This is a genomic window from Burkholderia sp. L27(2015), from assembly GCF_009765705.1.
GTDB lineage: Bacteria > Pseudomonadota > Gammaproteobacteria > Burkholderiales > Burkholderiaceae > LMUX01.
On sequence record NZ_LMUX01000008.1, the window covers coordinates 302,818 to 320,516 of the forward strand.

Here is a 17,699-nt window from a genome sequence, read left to right on the forward strand (position 1 = left end):
TCAAAATGCAACACCGGCAGTGCGCAACAGCGCTGCAGTTTCAAATAATGGAAGACCCATGATACCCGAATAGCTGCCCTCAATATGGGCGATAAATTCGGCCGCTCGGCCTTGTACGCCGTAGGCACCGGCTTTGCCCAAGGGCTCGCCGCTCGCAGCGTACCGTTCGATCTGCTCGCGCGTCAGGGCGGCGAAGCGCACGGTGGATATCGACACCGTGCGGGCGATGGCGGATGCGTCGAAGCTGCTCGGATATCCGTTGACGCCAGGCGCGGGCACCACGGCTACGGCCGTCATGACTTCATGGCTGCGGCCCGACAGGCGCGTAAGCATTTCGATTGCGTGCGCAGCGTCCGAGGGTTTGCCCAGAATGGTTGCACCGAGTGCGACCGTGGTATCGGCCACCAGGATAGGTGCGGGATTGCGGCCGGTGCGCATGAGGCGGCGCGCTGCGGCTTCGGCCTTCGCCAGGCACACGCGCTCCACATAAAGCCGCGCAGGTTCGCCCGGCAGCTCGGCTTCTAGCGCCTCGGCGTCTTCGTCGGCGTCGGGCAGCAGCAGTTCGAAGCCGATTCCCAATTGATTGAGCAATTCCTGACGTCGCGGGCTTTGTGAGGCAAGGTAAGCAAAGTGAAATGGGCTTGCCGGCGATGCGGGGTCGCGAGTGGGGCGCTCAGTAGGGTAGTCGGCGGAACGGTTTGCGGCACGGTCGGCAGGGCGGTCAGTTGAGTGATCGACTGGGTGGCCGGGCCGGGGTGGAGCAGAGGAAGCACTGGACATGGCGAGCGATTTGAAAGAGGGAGGATAGAACTCGACAAAGTGTAACGTGCCGGCTGGTTGCGGTGTCGAATCCGGTGCTCGGGTGCAAGCGGCGCTTCACAGGCAACAGGATGTTCAGAGGCGATCAGACGCTCGGAGGCAAACAGATACTCCGAGGCGAACAGATGCTCAGAGGCAATCAGGCGCGGTGATACGGATGGTTCTGCGTGATACTCCAGGCCCGGTACAACTGCTCCGCCAGCAGCACGCGCACCATGCCGTGCGGTAGCGTCAGGCTGGAGAGGCGTAACAGCATGTCGGCGCGCGCCTTGAGTTCGGGGTCCAGACCATCGGCGCCCCCAATGATGAACGCAACGTCGAGCCCGTCGCGCTGCCAGCGCGGCAGTGCGTCGGCCAATTGCACGGTGGTCCAGTCATGGCCTCGCTCATCGAGCATGATCAGTTTGGCCTGCCGCGGTAGCGCGGCTTCGATGCGAACGCGTTCGGCGGCCATGACGCTCTGGGCCGAGCGTCCCGTCGAGCGCTGCTCGGGTTTGATTTCGCGCAGCTCGATGCGCAACTCGGCCGGCATACGCTTCGTATACTCTTCGAAGCCGGTGCTGATCCAGCTGGGCATTTTGTGGCCGACGGCCAGAATGAACAGTTTCATCGAGATGGATAGCGGCGTGGCCGAGGGAGGCTGGGCGGTACGCCGGCGGCCTGACTGGCAGGCTGCCGGACTAGGCTTGCCGCCTTGGCTTATGCCGCCGGCGTGGTCTTGCGAGCCGGTGCACGCTTTGCAGCCGGTTTTGCAGCCGCCGATTTCACAGCAGCGGGCTTGGCCCCCGGCTGCTTGGCTGCGAGCGCTTTGGCGCCGGCCTTGGTGCCCGGAACGCCGGGTTTGGCGACAGGCTTGCGCGCGGTTTTGACGGCAGGCTTGCCGGCCGTCTTCTTCGCAGCAACCTTGCGCACCGGTGCTTTGGCTTTCGCTTTTGCCGCCGGTTTGGCCGTATCGCTGTTTTCTGCGGTTTCTTCGGCGTAGCGCGCGGTCATCGGCCCGGAAGCACTGAGTTTGATCTTGACCGGCTTGTCGCCCCAGATTTCTTCAAGATTGTAGTACTGGCGCAGCGCCGGTTGCATGATGTGGACCACGGCATCGCCGCAATCGACCAGCACCCATTCGCCGGTTTCCTCACCTTCCGTGCTGATGATGTCGCCGCCGGCTTCCTTGACCTTCTCGCGCACGTTGGAGGCGAGCGCTTTGGTTTGCCGATTGGAGGTGCCTGACGCTACCACGACGCGATCGAACAGGCCGGTCAGGTGCGTGGTGCTGAAAACGCGAATGTCCTGCGCTTTGACGTCTTCGAGTGCATCGACGATGACACGTTGCAGTTGGGTAATATCCATAGGTTCGCTTCGCTTCAAGTCCGGTATAGGTGGTTTTTTCTAATATAGTGCCAAACCGCAGGGGGCACATGTTCGCTGGTTTCGTGACGGCCAGCGAGCCGCTCGTGTATGTGTTGCCGAATTGCCGTCGCCGACAGATCGATCGCCAGCGTCTCGTCGACCAGAATCCCGCCATGCGCCGAGCGCTGGATTCCTGCCGCGTCAACGCGTCGCTGGGCGATCTCCTGCGCGACGGCGGCCGGAATACGGGACGCTTCAAAACCGGGGCGATTCTCGGCGCAAAGATGCGCAAATTCGAATAACTGCTTCCAGTTGCGCCAGGTGTCGAGTTTGAGCAACTGGTCGGCGCCTATCAGCAAAGCCAGTGAAGCCGGCGCTGCGCCGCTTTGTTCTTCCTGCGCGCGCCATTGTGCCAATGTCTCGGTCGTGTAGGTCGGACCGTTTTGATCGATCTCATCGGTCGCGACTGACACCGTGGTACCCGCGAAGTGTAACGTTTGTGCGGCCAGCTGGGTCATTGCCAGCCTGTGGTGCGCCTGCGATACGTCGGTTTTCTGCCAGGGCTGACCCGCGGGCAGCAGGATCAGCTCGGTCAACTGCAGCAATTCGACGAACTGGCGCGCCAACGCCAAGTGCCCATTATGAATGGGATCGAAGGTCCCGCCCAGAATTCCGACGCGCCGCGGCAAAATATCTGCGCGGGCATCGGTTGCTGGATCCGCCGCTGCATGAGCTGCTGTATGGGTTACCGGGTCGCTTGCCTTGCCTGCGTGCGTCGCGGCATCCTTGGCGCCTCGTGTCTCGGTTGCGGGGGCTTTCATAACCAATCGCGCGCCATCAGGAAATCGCTATACAGGCGCGCTTCCGGCGTGCCCGGCTCGGGATGCCAGTCATAACGCCAGTGGGCGACCGGTGGCATCGACATCAGTATCGATTCGGTGCGTCCGCCGCTTTGCAGTCCGAATAAGGTGCCGCGGTCGAAAACCAGATTGAACTCCACGTAGCGTGCGCGCCGGTATGCCTGAAAGGCGCGTTCTTGTTCACCGTAGGGGGTCGCCAGGCGGCGTTCGAGTATCGGCAGGTAGGCCGACAGGAACGCATCGCCGACACTTTGCATCATCTCGAAGCCACGCGCGAATCCCAGTTCGGAGAAATCGTCGTAAAAGATGCCGCCGATGCCGCGCGGTTCTTTGCGGTGCTTAAGGTAAAAATACTCGTCGCACCATTTCTTGAAGCGCGGATACAAATCGTCGCCAAACGGCGCCAGCGCATCGCGACACACGCCGTGGAAATGCTGTGCATCGGCTTCAAAGCCGTAGAACGGCGTCAAATCCATACCGCCGCCGAACCAGAATATGGGCGCTTCCCCTGCGCGCGCCGCGACGAACAGGCGCACATTCAGGTGCACGGTCGGGCAATACGGGTTGCGCGGATGCAGCACCAGCGACACGCCCAGCGCCTCGAATCCACGTCCGGCCAGTTGCGGGCGAGCCGCGCTAGCCGAGGGCGGCATCACGTCGCCCTGCACATGCGAGAAGCCGACGCCGCCGCGTTCCAGCAACTGGCCGCCTTCCAGAATGCGGGTGTGGCCATTGCCACGCAACGGTTCATCGGGTGCTTTCTGCCAGTCGTCGCTCAGGAACTGGCCGCCGTCGAGCGCTTCAAGCGCCGTGACGATACGTTGCTGCAGGCCCAGCAAATAGCTGCGCACGGCTGCGGTATCGAGCACGGCATCGATCGCGGGCTGAGCGCCCGGGTTGCTTCCGGGCTTGGGGACGGGATTGTTCAGATTGTCAGTCAGATGAGCCATTTCAGGTCCACGCAGGCAGCCGGCCGCCTGCTATGTGAGCATTCACCGGACCTGCGCACGCCAGGCCCGCACGACGGCATGCGCGCCTGTGCCAGTGGGCGCTTCAATGTTTGCGGGTGGTCAAGGCGCGGTGACCGATATCGTGCCGGTATTGCATGCCGTCGAAATGGATCTGATTGACCACTTCATACGCAACCGAGCGCGCACCACGCACCGAATCCGACAAGCCGACCGCACACAGCACCCGCCCACCATTGCTGGTCAGGCGGCCATCGGCGAACGTCGTGCCGGCATGAAACACCACCGATTCCTCGGTTTCGGCCGGCACACCGGAAATCAGGTCGTCCTTGCGCGGCGCGTCGGGATAACCGTGCGCGGCGAGCACCACGCCCAACGCCGTGCGCCTGTCCCAGGTCAGGTCGATCTGGTCCAGCGTGCCGGCGATCGCGGCTTCGACCACTTTGGAAAAGTCGCCCTTGAGTCGAGCCATGATGGGCTGCGTCTCGGGGTCGCCCATCCGGCAATTGAATTCGAGCGTTTTCGGGTTGCCGTGCGCGTCTATCATCAGGCCGGCATACAGGAAACCGGTGAAACGCACGCCTTCCTGTTCCATGCCGCGCACGGTCGGATCGATGATCTCGCGCATCACGCGCGCATGCAGTTGCGGTGTAACGATAGGGGCGGGCGAGTACGCGCCCATGCCGCCGGTGTTGGGACCCAGGTCTGCGTCGAGCAGGCGCTTGTGGTCCTGGCTCGAGGCGAGCGGCAGGATGTGCTTGCCGTCGACCATGACAATAAAGCTGGCTTCTTCGCCACTGAGAAATTCTTCGATTACCACGCGCGCGCCCGCATCGCCGAACGTGTTGTCGGAGAGCATCGAATCGACTGCGGCATGCGCCTCTTCCAGCGTTTGCGCGACGACCACGCCTTTACCCGCAGCCAGGCCGTCAGCCTTGATCACGATGGGCGCACCCTTGCGCTCGAGGTAGGCATGGGCTGCGGCGGCATCGGAAAACGTTTCGTATTCCGCAGTCGGAATCGCGTGACGCTTCATGAACGCTTTGGCGAAATCCTTGGAGCTTTCCAATTGCGCGGCTTCGCGGGTCGGGCCGAAGATCTTCAGGCCGCGCGCGCGAAACAAATTGACGATGCCGGCGGCCAACGGCGTTTCCGGCCCGACCAGCGTGAAAGCGATATTTTCCTTGACGACAAAATCGGCCAGCGCTTCCAGATCCGTAATCGGCACATTGCGCAAGCGCTCGTCGCGTGCCGTCCCGCCGTTGCCCGGCGCGACATAAACCAACTGGATGCGTGGCGATTGCGCCAATTTCCACGCCAAAGCGTGCTCTCGCCCCCCCGAACCGACTACCAATAATTTCATGAAAATCCCCGAATCCTGAGAAACGCGCTACGGCCATGGCGGGCACGGCTGGCACGCCTGGTACTACGTTGCTGGCTCGACTATTCCTCGCTTATTCCTCATCAATGACGGCGTTGGTATAAACCTCCTGCACGTCGTCGAGATTCTCCAGAACATCGAGCAGCTTTTGCATCTTTTGCGCATCTTCGCCGGTGAGCACCACTTCCACCTGCGGCTTCATCGTCACTTCCGCCAGCTCGGCTTTGAAGCCGGCCGCTTCGAGCGCGCTCTTGACCTGACTGAAATCGTTGGGCGAGCAGATCACTTCCAGGCTGCCGTCATCGTGCGTCGCCACGTCGTCGGCGCCAGCTTCCAGAGCGGCTTCCATGAGCGCGTCTTCGGCGGTGCCTGGCGCAAACAGGAATTGGCCGACGTGGTCGAACTGGAACGCGACCGAACCGTCTTGTCCCATGTTACCGCCGTATTTGGAAAAGGCGTGACGCACTTCCGCGACAGTGCGGATCCGGTTATCGGTCATCGTGTCGACGATCACGGCCGCGCCCTGGATGCCATAGCCTTCGTAGCGGATTTCTTCGTAAGTGGCGCCGTCCAGACCGCCCACGCCGCGCTGGATCGCGCGGGTGATGTTGTCCTTGGGCATATTCGCGTCCATGGCTTTGTCCATCGACAGCCGCAAACGCGGGTTGATATCGGAGTCGCCGCCGCCCAAGCGGGCAGCCACGGTAATTTCCTTGATCAGCCGGGTCCAGATCTTGCCGCGCTTAGCATCGGTCGCGGCTTTCTTGTGCTTGATATTGGCCCATTTTGAATGACCTGCCATGAAACTTCTCCAGAGCGTTCGCCGGCTTGGGCGCACGCATATTACGTGGGGCAAAAAGAGGTCCGCGCGTGCTCTGCTGTCGGCTGCTGCTTGCAAAAAAGCGCCGTAGCGGGGGCAAATCAGTTGCGAGCGACTTGCAATCGACTTGCGACCTGCATCGCGAAGAGGGGCGATTTTACCATGCGCAACCCTGTTGGAAGTGTGCTGCAAGTGGGCTCGGCGGCATTTGCCACGGTTTTGGCTGGCCGCGTGCTCAGTTGCGGGTGCCGAAGATGCGGTCGCCGGCGTCGCCCAGGCCGGGCACGATATAAGCGTGCTCATCGAGGTGCGAATCGAGCGCCGCAATATATAAATGTACGTCGGGATGTGTGTCGCTGAAAACCTGTACGCCTTCGGGGGCCGCCACTAGCGCCATGAAAAGGATCCGGTCCGCCGCGACACCGCGCTGCTTGAGCACGTTGACCGCGTGTACGGCCGAGTAGCCGGTGGCGAGCATCGGATCGCAGATAATGAACAGGCGGTCCTCGATGTCGGGCAATTTCACCAGATATTCCACCGGGCGATGATCCTCGGCCCGATAGACGCCGATATGCCCCACCCGTGCCGAGGGCACCAGATCGAGCAGCCCATCGGACATGCCGATCCCGGCGCGCAGCACCGGCACAATGGCGAGTTTCTTGCCTGCCAGCACGGGCGCCTCGATCGTGGCCAGCGGCGTGGTGATGGTTTGCAGCGCGAGCGGCAGAGTACGGGTAATCTCATACCCCATCAAAAGCGAGATTTCGCGCAGCAACGCGCGAAAGGTCCGTGTCGAGGTGGTTTGGTCGCGCATGTGCGACAGTTTGTGCTGAATCAGCGGATGATCGAGAATATGCAATAAAGGAAAGCGCGGATCTTGTGTCATCGTTGTTTTCATCGCGGTGGGGGCAACCCGAGTGTAACCAAGAGCCGCAGCGCGCGAAAGGCGCGATAGGGATTTCAATCAAAGCCGTACCGGAGATCAGAATGGATATGGGAATTGCAGGGCGCAGCGCGCTCGTGTGTGGCGCCAGCAAGGGCCTGGGCTTGGGGTGCGCGCAGGCGCTGGCGGCAGAGGGCGTGCAGGTAACGCTGGTGGCGCGCACGGCGCCGGCGTTGGAAGCCGCGGCTGAGGCGATTCGCCGGGCGAGCGGGGTGCGGGTGACGACCGTCGCTGCGGATATCACGACGCCCGACGGACGCGCTGCGGCGTTGGCCGCCTGCCCGGCGCCGGACATCTTGGTGACGAATGCCGGCGGGCCGCCGCCCGGAGATTTTCGCGACTGGAATCGCGATGACTGGATCAAGGCGCTGGACGCGAATATGCTGACCCCGATCGAACTGATCAAGGCCACTGTCGATTCGATGATTGCGCAGCGCTTCGGGCGCATCATCAATATCACCAGCTCTTCGGTGAAGGCGCCGATCGATATTCTTGGTTTGTCCAATGGTGCCCGGTCGGGGTTGACCGGCTTTGTGGCGGGCCTTGCGCGCAAAATCGCACCGCACAACGTTACGCTGAACAATTTGCTGCCGGGCGCGTTCGATACCGACCGGCTCAACGTGACGATGACGGGCGCCGCGAGCAAGCAAAATCGCACGATCGAAGAGGTGCGCGCACAACGCGCGGCGGCCATTCCCGCAGGGCGTTTTGGGACGCCAGCCGAATTTGGCGCGTTCTGCGCGTTTCTGTGCAGCGTGCAGGCGGCCTATATGACGGGGCAAAATTTGCTGCTCGATGGCGGGGCCTATCCGGGGACGTACTGAGCGTGCACGTACTGAGACAATAAAATCATCCAAGGAGAAATTATGAGCAAGGCGATTCGACTCGAAAAGACCGGTGGTCCGGAAGTCATGCAGTGGGTAGATGTTGAAGTGGGCGAGCCCGGCGCGGGAGAAATTCGCGTCAAGCACCATGCGATCGGACTGAATTACATCGATGTGTATTTTCGCACCGGCCTATACCCGCAGCCGTTGCCCGCCGGTTTGGGGATGGAAGCGGCCGGCGTGGTCGAGGCCGTCGGAGAGGGCGTGACGAACTTCAAGCCCGGCGACCGGGTGGCCTATGCGTCGCGTCCGCCGGGCGCGTATTGCGAGGTGCGCGTGATGTCCGCGGCCTTTGTCGTCAAGCTGCCTGACGCGATCACGTTCGAACAGGGCGCCGCGATGATGTTGCAGGGCATGACCGCGCAATATCTGTTGCGCCGCACGTACCCAGTCCAGGCCGGGCAGACGATCCTGATACACGCGGCTGCCGGTGGGGTCGGACTGATCGCTTGCCAGTGGGCCAAAGCGCTTGGCGCGACGGTGATTGGTACGGTGGGTTCGGACGAGAAAGCGGAACTGGCGCGTGCGCACGGTTGTGATCATCCCATCATCTATACCCGTGAAAATTTCACCGAGCGCGTGCGTGAAATTACCGGCGGAGCCGGTGTGCCGGTGGTCTACGACTCGATCGGTAAAGATACGTTCGTGCATTCGCTCGATGCGCTGGCGCCGCTGGGCATGATGGTCAGCTTCGGCAACTCTTCGGGACCGATCGCGCCGATCGATTCGGGCATGTTGGCCTCGCGCGGTTCGCTGTTCTTTACTCGCCCGAGCTTATTCTCGTATATCGCCAAGCGCGAGGACCTGGAACGCAGCGCTAACGAGTTGTTCGAGGTGGTTACGTCGGGCAAGGTCAAGATCAGCGTGAATCAGACGTTTGCGCTCAAGGATGTCGCGCAGGCGCATATCGCGTTGGAATCGCGTCGTACGACGGGGTCGACGGTGTTGTTGCCGTAAAACGTAGAAGGCTGGCCCCACGTCGGAAGCCGGAAGGCGCCAGCCGGCAGTCACATCGATGGGCCGCGGCCAAGGCCGCGGCGCCACCAGCGCATGACGCAATGTCATGCGCTTTTTTTATGCCGGTGCGCAGCGCCTTCCCTGCGGCCCAATGCCCGCGCCGATCTGCGCGGCGCACGTTTACACCTTCTTTACATCCACTTGGGGAACTTCTTCCCGTCCTTTACACGCGTTCTCTTATTGTTGCACCTGTCTAAAACTCCTTTTGAAGAGGGCATAGAAATGGACCTGGTGTATCTGGGCGGGCTCGTGGTCTTTACCGCGTTGACCCTGGCGTTAATCGTGGGCTTCGACAAACTGCGTCGCGGTCCTGGAGGTAGGCCATGAGCTGGATGATGTGGGTCTCCGGGGTTCTCTCGGTGTTGCTGTTTGCTTATCTCGTCTACGCACTGCTGCGTGCGGAGGACCTCGAATGAACGCGAATAATTGGCTGCAACCGGCACTATATATTGTAGTTCTGCTGCTTTTGGCGGCCCCTCTTGGCCGCTACATAACCTCGGTGATGGACGGCTCCTCGGCTGTGGTGCGTCGTTTTGGCCGCCCGTTCGAGCAACTGCTTTACCGCTTGGCCGGTGTCGATTCGAACGTCGAAATGGGCTGGAAGCACTACGCGATCGCTGTAGTCTCGTTCAATGCGCTGGGTATGTTTGTGCTTTACCTGATCCTGCGGGTGCAGGGCGGCTTGCCGCTCAACCCCTCCGGCTTCGGGGCATTCTCGGTTGACAGCGCATTCAACACCGCCATCAGTTTCGTAACCAATACCAACTGGCAGGATTACACGCCAGAGACAACCGCCAGCTATCTGACACAGATGCTGGGCTTTACGGTGCAGAACTTCTTCTCGGCGGCTTCTGCCATCGTGGTCGTCGTGGCACTGATCCGCGGCTTCGTTCGCCATAGCGCGAAGACCATCGGTAACTTCTGGGTCGACTTCACACGCGTGACCTTGTACATCCTGCTGCCGTTCTCGATTCTGATTGCGGTGCTGCTGATGGGCCAAGGCGTGATCCAGAACTTGGATAGTTATCGCGATGTGCCGACCTTGCAAGCGACTGACTACACGCAGCCGAAGGTGGATGCGCAAGGCAATCCGGTCAAGGACGCCAAAGGCAATCCAGTAACGGAAACGATCACCGCCAAGACGCAGACCATCGCCATGGGTCCGGTGGCTTCGCAAGAAGCGATCAAGATGCTGGGCACCAATGGTGGCGGTTTCTTCAATGCGAACTCGGCTCACCCGTACGAAAACCCGACGCCGTTCTCCAACTTCATCCAGATGATCGCGATGTTGGTGATTCCGGCCTCCCTGTGTTTTGTGTTCGGGCGGATGGTAGGCGACAAGCGGCAGGGTCACGCCTTGCTGGCCGTCATGACGATTTCGTTCGCACTGGCCTTGTTCGGTGAAATTTCAGCGGAGCAAACCGGCAATCCGATTCTGACGACGCTGGGCGCCGATCAACAAGCGAGCGCGACGCAGTCGGGCGGCAATATGGAAGGCAAGGAAACGCGCTTCGGGATCGCACAGTCGGCGATCTTCACGGTAGCGACTACCTCGGCTTCTTGCGGCGCGGTTGCCAACACGCACGATTCGTTAACCCCGTTGGGCGGCTTGATTCCGATGTTGCTGATCCAGCTTGGCGAAGTGATCTTCGGCGGCGTGGGTTCGGGTCTGTACGGCATGCTGGTGTTCGCCATGCTGGCGGTGTTCGTGGCGGGCCTGATGATAGGGCGTACCCCGGAATACGTCGGCAAGAAGATCGAATCGTATGAGATGAAGATGGTTTCGATCGTCGTGCTGGGAACGCCGTTGCTGGTACTACTCGGTACCTCGATCGCAGTGCTGTCGGACGCCGGACGCGCGGGGATTTCGAACCCCGGGCCACATGGCTTCTCGGAAATTCTGTACGCCTTCAGTTCGGCGGCCAACAACAACGGTAGCGCCTTCGCTGGTTTGACCGTGAGCACGCCGTACTACAACGTGCTGTTGGGAATCGCGATGTGGTTCGGCCGCTTCTTCTCGATGTTGCCGGTGCTGGCAGTTGCCGGTTCGCTGGCCGCGAAAAAACGCTTGGCTGTTACAGGCGGCACCATGCCCACGCATGGCCCGCTGTTCGTAGTGCTGCTGTTCGGTACGGTGCTGCTGGTCGGAGCCTTGACCTATGTCCCTGCGCTGGCGCTGGGCCCGGTGGTCGAGCATCTCATCATGATCGCAGGCCACTAAGAGGATCAAATGACTCAACATTCTGCAACTCGTTCAATGTTCGATCCATCGCTGGTGCGCCCGGCGATCGTCGATTCATTCAAGAAACTGACCCCGCGTACGCAAATACGCAATCCGGTGATGTTTGTCGTGTATGTCGGCAGCATACTGACCACCGTATTGTGGCTCGCCGCGCTCGTGGGCCAAGCCGAGGCTCCGGCCGGCTTCATTCTGGCGATCTCGCTGTGGCTGTGGTTCACGGTGTTGTTCGCCAACTTTGCCGAGGCACTGGCCGAGGGTCGCAGCAAGGCCCAGGCCGCATCGTTGCGCAGCGCCAAGCGCGACGTGGTAGCCAAGAAACTGCTTGAAGCGCGTTACGGCGCGAAATGGCAGGAAGTCTCGGGCAGCACCTTGCGCCGCGGCGACGTCATCTTGGTCGAATCGGGCGATACGATCCCGGCCGACGGTGAAGTGATCGAAGGCGTGGCATCGGTCGACGAATCGGCGATTACCGGCGAATCCGCACCGGTGATCCGCGAGTCGGGCGGCGATTTCTCGTCGGTCACGGGCGGCACGCGAGTGCTTTCCGACTGGATCGTGGTGCGCGTTTCGGTCAATCCGGGCGAAGCGTTCCTCGACCGGATGATCGCGATGGTCGAAGGCGCGAAGCGCCAGAAGACGCCCAATGAAATCGCGCTAACCATTTTGCTGGTGGCACTGACCATTGTGCTGTTGCTGGCAACCGCCACGTTGCTGCCGTTCTCGGTCTTCAGCGTGGATATCGCCAAGGCCGGGCACGTGGTTACGATCACGGCGCTGGTGGCCCTGCTGGTCTGCCTGATTCCGACCACCATTGGCGGCCTGCTGTCGGCCATCGGTGTGGCGGGTATGAGCCGGATGATGCAGGCTAACGTGATAGCGACTTCCGGACGTGCAGTGGAAGCGGCCGGCGACGTGGACGTGCTGTTGCTCGACAAGACCGGCACGATCACGCTGGGCAATCGTCAAGCTTCGGCCTTCGTGCCGGCGCCTGGTGTAACCGAGCAAGAACTGGCCGACGCTGCGCAACTGTCGTCGCTGGCCGATGAAACGCCTGAAGGGCGCAGCATCGTCGTGCTGGCCAAGCAACGCTTCAACCTGCGTCAGCGCGAGATGGCTGGCTTGCATGCGGTGTTTGTGCCGTTCACCGCACAGACTCGCATGAGCGGGGTCGACCTGGTCGATCACGAGATCCGCAAGGGTGCGGCCGACGCCATCCGTAAATATGTCGAGGCAACCGGTGCGCGATTTGCCGCCGAAGTGAGCGCTGCGGTCGACGAAGTGGCACGCCGCGGCAGCACGCCGCTGGTGGTTGCCGAAACGAAGGCCGGTCGTGCTCGCGTGCTGGGTGTAATCGAGCTCAAGGACATCGTCAAGGGCGGCATCAAGGAGCGGTTTGCTGAGCTGCGCCGCATGGGTATCAAGACCATCATGATCACCGGCGACAACCGGTTGACGGCAGCAGCCATCGCGGCGGAAGCGGGGGTCGACGACTTCCTGGCCGAAGCCACGCCGGAAGCCAAGCTGGCGATGATTCGCTCGCATCAGGCTGAGGGCAAGCTGGTGGCCATGACGGGCGACGGCACCAACGACGCTCCGGCGCTCGCACAAGCCGACGTGGCCGTGGCGATGAATACGGGTACCCAAGCGGCGAAAGAAGCCGGCAACATGGTGGACCTCGATTCGAACCCGACCAAGTTGATCGAGATCGTCGAAATCGGCAAGCAAATGCTGATGACGCGCGGCTCGCTCACCACGTTCTCGATCGCCAACGACGTTGCGAAGTATTTCGCGATCATCCCGGCCGCGTTTGCCACCACGTATCCGCAGCTCAACGCGCTTAACGTGATGCACTTGGCCAGCCCGTCCTCGGCGATCTTGTCGGCTGTGATTTTCAACGCGCTGATCATCGTTGTGTTGATTCCGCTGGCGCTCAAAGGCGTGCGGTATCGGCCGCTGGGTGCTGCGACGCTGCTGCGCCGCAACCTGTTGATTTATGGCTTGGGCGGGATCATCGTGCCGTTTATCGGGATCAAGGTCATCGACGTGATCCTGGCCGTCTGCGGTTGGGCTTGAACGCACGGAACAGGTCGACGATGCACATCATGAATAAACAAGGCTAGGAGCAATACTGCGATGAACTCAGTTCTGCAACAGGAAGTACCGGTAAAGAAGCCCGCCTTATGGCGGCCGATGATCACGTTGTTCGTTTTGCTTGGCGTCGTGACGGGCGTGGCTTACCCGCTGGTCATCACGGGCATTGGCCAGACGGCGTTCAAGTCTCAAGCGAACGGCAGCATGATCGAGCAAAACGGCAAGGTGGTCGGCTCGGAACTGATGGGCCAGCAATTCGATGCGCCTCAGTACTTCTGGGGCCGTCTGTCGGCGACTTCGCCGATGCCGTATAACGCGCAAAATTCGTCGGGCTCCAACCTCGGACCGACCAACTCGGCCCTGCAAGATGAGGTGAAAGGACGCATCGACGCGCTGAAGGCCGCCGATCCGACCGCTGGCACTCCGATTCCTGTCGACCTGGTAACGTCGTCGGGTAGTGGCCTGGATCCGGAAATCAGCCCGGCCGCAGCCGCTTATCAGATCAAGCGGGTGGCGCTGGCTCGCCACTTGCCGGTCGAGAAAGTGCAGGAAGTGGTCGATAGCTATACCTCCGGCCGCCAGTTCGGCATACTGGGCGAAGCACGTGTGAATGTGCTCAAGCTCAATCTTGCCTTGGACGCGTTGCCGAAGTCCTAAGTCGCGACCGCTGGCTGCAGTGGTGGCGACTGCGCCAGCTCGGTAACGGGCTGGCGTTTTACTTTTTCATGTGAATTATGGACCGACCCGATCCTGACGAATTGCTCGACAAACTACAACGCGACGAAGCGCGCCAGCAGCGCGGTCGTCTCAAAATATTCTTCGGTGCTTCGGCTGGCGTGGGCAAGACCTTTGCAATGCTGCAAGGGGCGCGACGCCGCCTGAGCGAAGAGAGCCTCGATGTGGTGGTGGGCGTGGTGGAAACGCACGGCCGCAGCGAAACTGCGGCTTTGCTCGAAGGCATGGAAGTGCTGCCGCCGCTGCAAATCGAGTATCGCGGCCGCACGCTATCCGAGTTCGATCTCGATGCTGCGCTCGTGCGCAAGCCGCAGTTGCTGCTCGTCGACGAGCTGGCGCACTCGAATCTGACCGGGGCGCGGCATCTGAAGCGCTGGCAGGACGTGCAGGAGTTGCTCGCCGCCGGCATCGACGTGTACACCACGGTGAACGTGCAGCATCTGGAAAGTCTCAATGATGTGGTGGGGCAGATCACGGGCATCAGGGTCTGGGAGACGGTGCCGGACCATGTGTTCGATATGGCCGATGAGGTCACGCTGGTCGATCTTCCCGCCGAAGAACTGCTCGACCGGTTGCGCGACGGTAAGGTGTATTTGGCCCAACAGGCCGAACGCGCGGTGCGCAACTTCTTTCGCAAGGGCAATCTGATTGCGCTGCGCGAACTGGCACTGCGCCGTACCGCCGATCGTGTCGATGCGCAAATGCGCGAGTATCGCGCCGATCAATCGATCCAGCGCATCTGGCAAGCCCGTGAGCGGCTGCTGGTGTGTGTGGGCCCGGGCGACGGGGCCGAGTCGCTGGTGCGCTCGGCGGCCCGCCTTGCCGCCAACCTGAAGGCGGACTGGATCGCCGTCTATGTGGAAACCGCTGCGTTGCAGCGACGCTCGGATGCGCAGCGCGAACTCACGTTCGCAGCACTCAAGCTTGCGCAGGAGTTGGGCGCGGAGGCCGTGACGCTGGATGGCTCGGACGCGGTACCGACTTTGCTGAGCTATGCGCGCGTGCGCAACGTGTCCAAGCTGGTGGTGGGCGCGTCGCGCCGCCAGGGGCTGTCGCGCACCCTGAAGCGTTCGTTGGGCGACCGCCTGATCGAACATGCCGGCGAGATCGACGTGACCTTGGTGCACATTCAGGTGCAGGCGGGCGCGGGCGTACCGCAGCCGCAGACCCTCGCCGGCGATATCCGCAATGCGCTGGCCGGCGAACGCGAAGAGCGCTCATCGGCCGGCAGCTATGGTTGGGCGGCCGTGACGGTGGCGCTCATTACCGGGGTCGCGAGTTTTCTGACCGGGCACCTCGATCTGACCAATCTGGTGATGCTCTACCTGTTGGGCGTAATCTTCGCCGCCGCCCGGCTCGGGCGTGGTCCCGGCGCGCTGACGTCGGTGCTCAGCGTGGCGGCGTTCGACTTTTTCTTCGTGCCGCCGCGCATGTCGTTTAGCGTGAGCGACACGCAATACGTATTGACGTTTGCCGGCATGCTGGTGACTTCGCTGGTCATCAGCCACCTGACGTCGAGCCTGCGCCAGCAGGCGCGCATAGCCAGTTATCGCGAGCGCCGCACCGGTGCGATGTATGCGATGGCGCGCGAGCTGGCGGCGGCGCTCACGACCGAGCAGATCATCGAGATCGGCAGCCGGCATGTGAGCGAGGTGTTTCGCGCGAAGGTGGCGATACTGCTGCCCGACAGCGCGGATCAGGTACGCCAGCCGGTGGAGGAGCTGCTCCAGCCGATGTGGTTGACCGGCCCGCAGCTGGACGTCGATGTCGCGCAGTGGGTGTACGACCAGCAGAAGCCGGCGGGGGCAGGTACCGATACCTTGCCGGCCAGTCCGGCAAAATATCTGCCGCTGAAAGCGCCGATGCGCACACGCGGCGTGTTGGCGCTCACCAGTGAAAGCGCACAATTGTTCAGTGGCCCCGAGCAGGCCCAGATGCTCGATACCTTCGCCGCGCAAATTGCGTTGGCGGTGGAGCGCGTGCATTACGTCGATATTGCGCGCGACGCCGTGGTCAGCATGGAGTCGGAGCGTTTGCGCAATTCGCTGCTGTCGGCCATCTCGCACGATTTGCGCACGCCACTGACGACCATAGTCGGCTTCTCGTCGATGCTGGCGCAAAGCCAAGGTATCGAGTCGGGGCAGAACGGCCTGGCCATGTCGAATTCCGACCTGGTCGAGGCGATTCACGAAGAGGCCTTGCGCATGACCGGACTGGTCACCAACTTGCTCGACATGGCCCGGCTGCAGGCCGGTGGCGTGCAGCTCAGCCGGCAGTGGCTGATGCTGGAGGAGGTGGTCGGGGCGGCATTGCGCGCGAGCCGGCGACGCTTGGCGCAACATCCGGTGCACGTGCACTTGCCGCCCGATTTGCCCTTGCTGCAACTGGATGCCGTGTTGATGGAGCGTTTGTTCACGAACCTGTTCGAGAACGCCGCCAAATACGCGGGCGCCAACAGCAGCCTGGATATCAGCGCGAACACGGTGACCGTCGACGGCAAACCGTTCGTGCGGGTGAACGTCGACGACCATGGTCCGGGTTTGCCGTCGGGCATGGAGAAGCGCATTTTCGAGAAATTTACGCGCGGCGAAAAAGAGTCGGCCAAGCCCGGCATTGGACTGGGGCTGGCGATCTGCCGGGCGATCGTGAACGCGCACGGCGGCGAGATCGGTGCGGAAAATCGCCTGATGTCGGGCGGTACCACCGGGACCGTCGTGCACGGCGCGCGTTTCTGGTTCACCTTGCCGGCCGGTGAGGCGCCACCGGGGCCCGAGACGCTCGCCGATGAGAGCGGCGGTGAAAGTCAGCACATCGGCAATCCGACCGATGGCGATCCTACAACGGAGGAACACTCGGCATGAATGATCCGGGCGTGAATGTCGTATTGATTGAAGATGAAAAGCAGATCCGCCGTTTTGTCAAAGCGGCGCTCGAGGCCGAAGGCATTACCGTGCACGAGGCCGATACCGGTCAGCGCGGTCTGATCGAGGCCGCTACGCGCAAACCGGATTTGATTATCGTCGACCTGGGATTGCCCGATACGGACGGGTTGGACGTGATACGTGAGTTGCGCGGGTGGACCGAGTTACCGGTGATCGTGCTGTCGGCGCGTAGTCAGGAGAGCGAGAAGGTTGCCGCGCTCGATGCCGGCGCCGACGACTACTTGTCCAAGCCGTTTGGCGTATCGGAGCTGATGGCGCGTATCCGTGCGCATTTGCGTCGACGCAACCAAGGCGGCGCCGCTGAGACGCCGGTCGTGCGTTTCGGCGCGGTCGAAGTGGATCTGGCCTTGCGCCAGGTGCGCCGCGATGGCGAAGCGGTTCATTTGACGCCGCTTGAATACCGATTGCTCGCAACGCTGGTGCGCCATGCCGGACGCGTGCTCACGCACCGCCAGTTGCTGCGCGACGTATGGGGACCGTCGCATGTCGAAAGCAACCACTATCTGCGCATCTATATGGGGCATTTGCGGCAAAAGCTTGAGCGCGATGCAACGCAGCCCGAACATATCGTGACCGAAACCGGTGTCGGCTATCGGCTCGTCGGATTGTTATAACCGCTGCTGCAAAACGTCGGAAGCAGGCGCGACATA

15 protein-coding genes and 1 pseudogene are annotated in these 17,699 nt (G+C 61.8%); 8 read left to right on the forward strand and 8 right to left on the reverse strand.

The window, feature by feature from the left end; genetic code table 11:
* The 8 genes and pseudogenes from GSQ77_RS04375 to upp all read right to left on the reverse strand — a co-directional run.
* Window positions 1–654 (reverse strand): annotated as a pseudogene (locus GSQ77_RS04375) (nucleoside triphosphate pyrophosphatase); the annotation flags it as partial.
* 304 nt (window positions 655–958) lie between these two features.
* Window positions 959–1,429, reverse strand: coding sequence for a 23S rRNA (pseudouridine(1915)-N(3))-methyltransferase RlmH (gene rlmH, locus GSQ77_RS04380; protein WP_158899383.1), 471 nt, complete (start codon window positions 1,427–1,429; stop codon window positions 959–961).
* 89 nt (window positions 1,430–1,518) lie between these two features.
* Window positions 1,519–2,166 carry a ribosome silencing factor gene (gene rsfS / locus GSQ77_RS04385; protein ID WP_158899384.1) on the reverse strand — a complete coding sequence of 216 codons (648 nt, stop codon included), beginning with the start codon at window positions 2,164–2,166 and terminating at the stop codon, window positions 1,519–1,521.
* 14 nt (window positions 2,167–2,180) lie between these two features.
* Entirely contained in the window at window positions 2,181–2,987 is an 807-nt protein-coding gene (locus GSQ77_RS04390) for a nicotinate-nucleotide adenylyltransferase (RefSeq protein WP_158899385.1), read from the reverse strand.
* Entirely contained in the window at window positions 2,984–3,976 is a 993-nt protein-coding gene (gene hemF, locus GSQ77_RS04395) for an oxygen-dependent coproporphyrinogen oxidase (RefSeq protein ID WP_158899386.1), read from the reverse strand. The genes GSQ77_RS04390 and hemF overlap by 4 nt, the downstream gene beginning before the upstream one ends.
* A 103-nt stretch (window positions 3,977–4,079) precedes the next feature.
* Complete coding sequence (purD, locus tag GSQ77_RS04400) at window positions 4,080–5,357, reverse strand: phosphoribosylamine--glycine ligase (RefSeq protein ID WP_158899388.1); 1,278 nt, start codon at window positions 5,355–5,357, stop codon at window positions 4,080–4,082.
* A gap of 91 nt (window positions 5,358–5,448) precedes the next feature.
* Entirely contained in the window at window positions 5,449–6,177 is a 729-nt protein-coding gene (locus GSQ77_RS04405; protein WP_158899390.1) for a YebC/PmpR family DNA-binding transcriptional regulator, read from the reverse strand.
* Between the two features lie 253 nt (window positions 6,178–6,430).
* Window positions 6,431–7,081: a uracil phosphoribosyltransferase gene (gene upp / locus GSQ77_RS04410; protein WP_158899392.1), complete on the reverse strand. Its 651-nt coding sequence runs from the start codon at window positions 7,079–7,081 to the stop codon at window positions 6,431–6,433.
* 101 nt (window positions 7,082–7,182) lie between these two features.
* On the opposite strand from upp, the gene GSQ77_RS04415 reads away from it, so the two are divergent.
* The 8 genes from GSQ77_RS04415 to kdpE all read left to right on the forward strand — a co-directional run bounded on the left by GSQ77_RS04415 (window position 7,183) and on the right by kdpE (window position 17,663).
* Window positions 7,183–7,962 carry an SDR family oxidoreductase gene (locus GSQ77_RS04415; RefSeq protein WP_158899394.1) on the forward strand — a complete coding sequence of 260 codons (780 nt, stop codon included), beginning with the start codon at window positions 7,183–7,185 and terminating at the stop codon, window positions 7,960–7,962.
* Window positions 7,963–8,004: 42 nt separating this feature from the next.
* Window positions 8,005–8,979, forward strand: a complete 975-nt coding sequence (locus tag GSQ77_RS04420; RefSeq protein ID WP_158899396.1) for a quinone oxidoreductase — start codon at window positions 8,005–8,007, stop codon at window positions 8,977–8,979.
* Between the two features lie 383 nt (window positions 8,980–9,362).
* Entirely contained in the window at window positions 9,363–9,455 is a 93-nt protein-coding gene (kdpF, locus tag GSQ77_RS04425; RefSeq protein WP_158899398.1) for a K(+)-transporting ATPase subunit F, read from the forward strand.
* Entirely contained in the window at window positions 9,452–11,260 is a 1,809-nt protein-coding gene (kdpA, locus tag GSQ77_RS04430) for a potassium-transporting ATPase subunit KdpA (protein ID WP_158899400.1), read from the forward strand. The genes kdpF and kdpA overlap by 4 nt, the downstream gene beginning before the upstream one ends.
* Window positions 11,261–11,269: 9 nt before the next feature.
* Window positions 11,270–13,354, forward strand: coding sequence for a potassium-transporting ATPase subunit KdpB (gene kdpB, locus GSQ77_RS04435; protein WP_158899403.1), 2,085 nt, complete (start codon window positions 11,270–11,272; stop codon window positions 13,352–13,354).
* A 60-nt stretch (window positions 13,355–13,414) separates the two neighbouring features.
* Complete coding sequence (gene kdpC / locus GSQ77_RS04440) at window positions 13,415–14,029, forward strand: potassium-transporting ATPase subunit KdpC (RefSeq protein ID WP_158899405.1); 615 nt, start codon at window positions 13,415–13,417, stop codon at window positions 14,027–14,029.
* Window positions 14,030–14,106: 77 nt separating this feature from the next.
* Window positions 14,107–16,968, forward strand: coding sequence for a DUF4118 domain-containing protein (locus tag GSQ77_RS04445; protein ID WP_158899407.1), 2,862 nt, complete (start codon window positions 14,107–14,109; stop codon window positions 16,966–16,968).
* Window positions 16,965–17,663 carry a two-component system response regulator KdpE gene (gene kdpE / locus GSQ77_RS04450; protein ID WP_158899409.1) on the forward strand — a complete coding sequence of 233 codons (699 nt, stop codon included), beginning with the start codon at window positions 16,965–16,967 and terminating at the stop codon, window positions 17,661–17,663. The genes GSQ77_RS04445 and kdpE overlap by 4 nt, the downstream gene beginning before the upstream one ends.
* The last annotated feature ends 36 nt before the right edge of the window (window positions 17,664–17,699 follow it).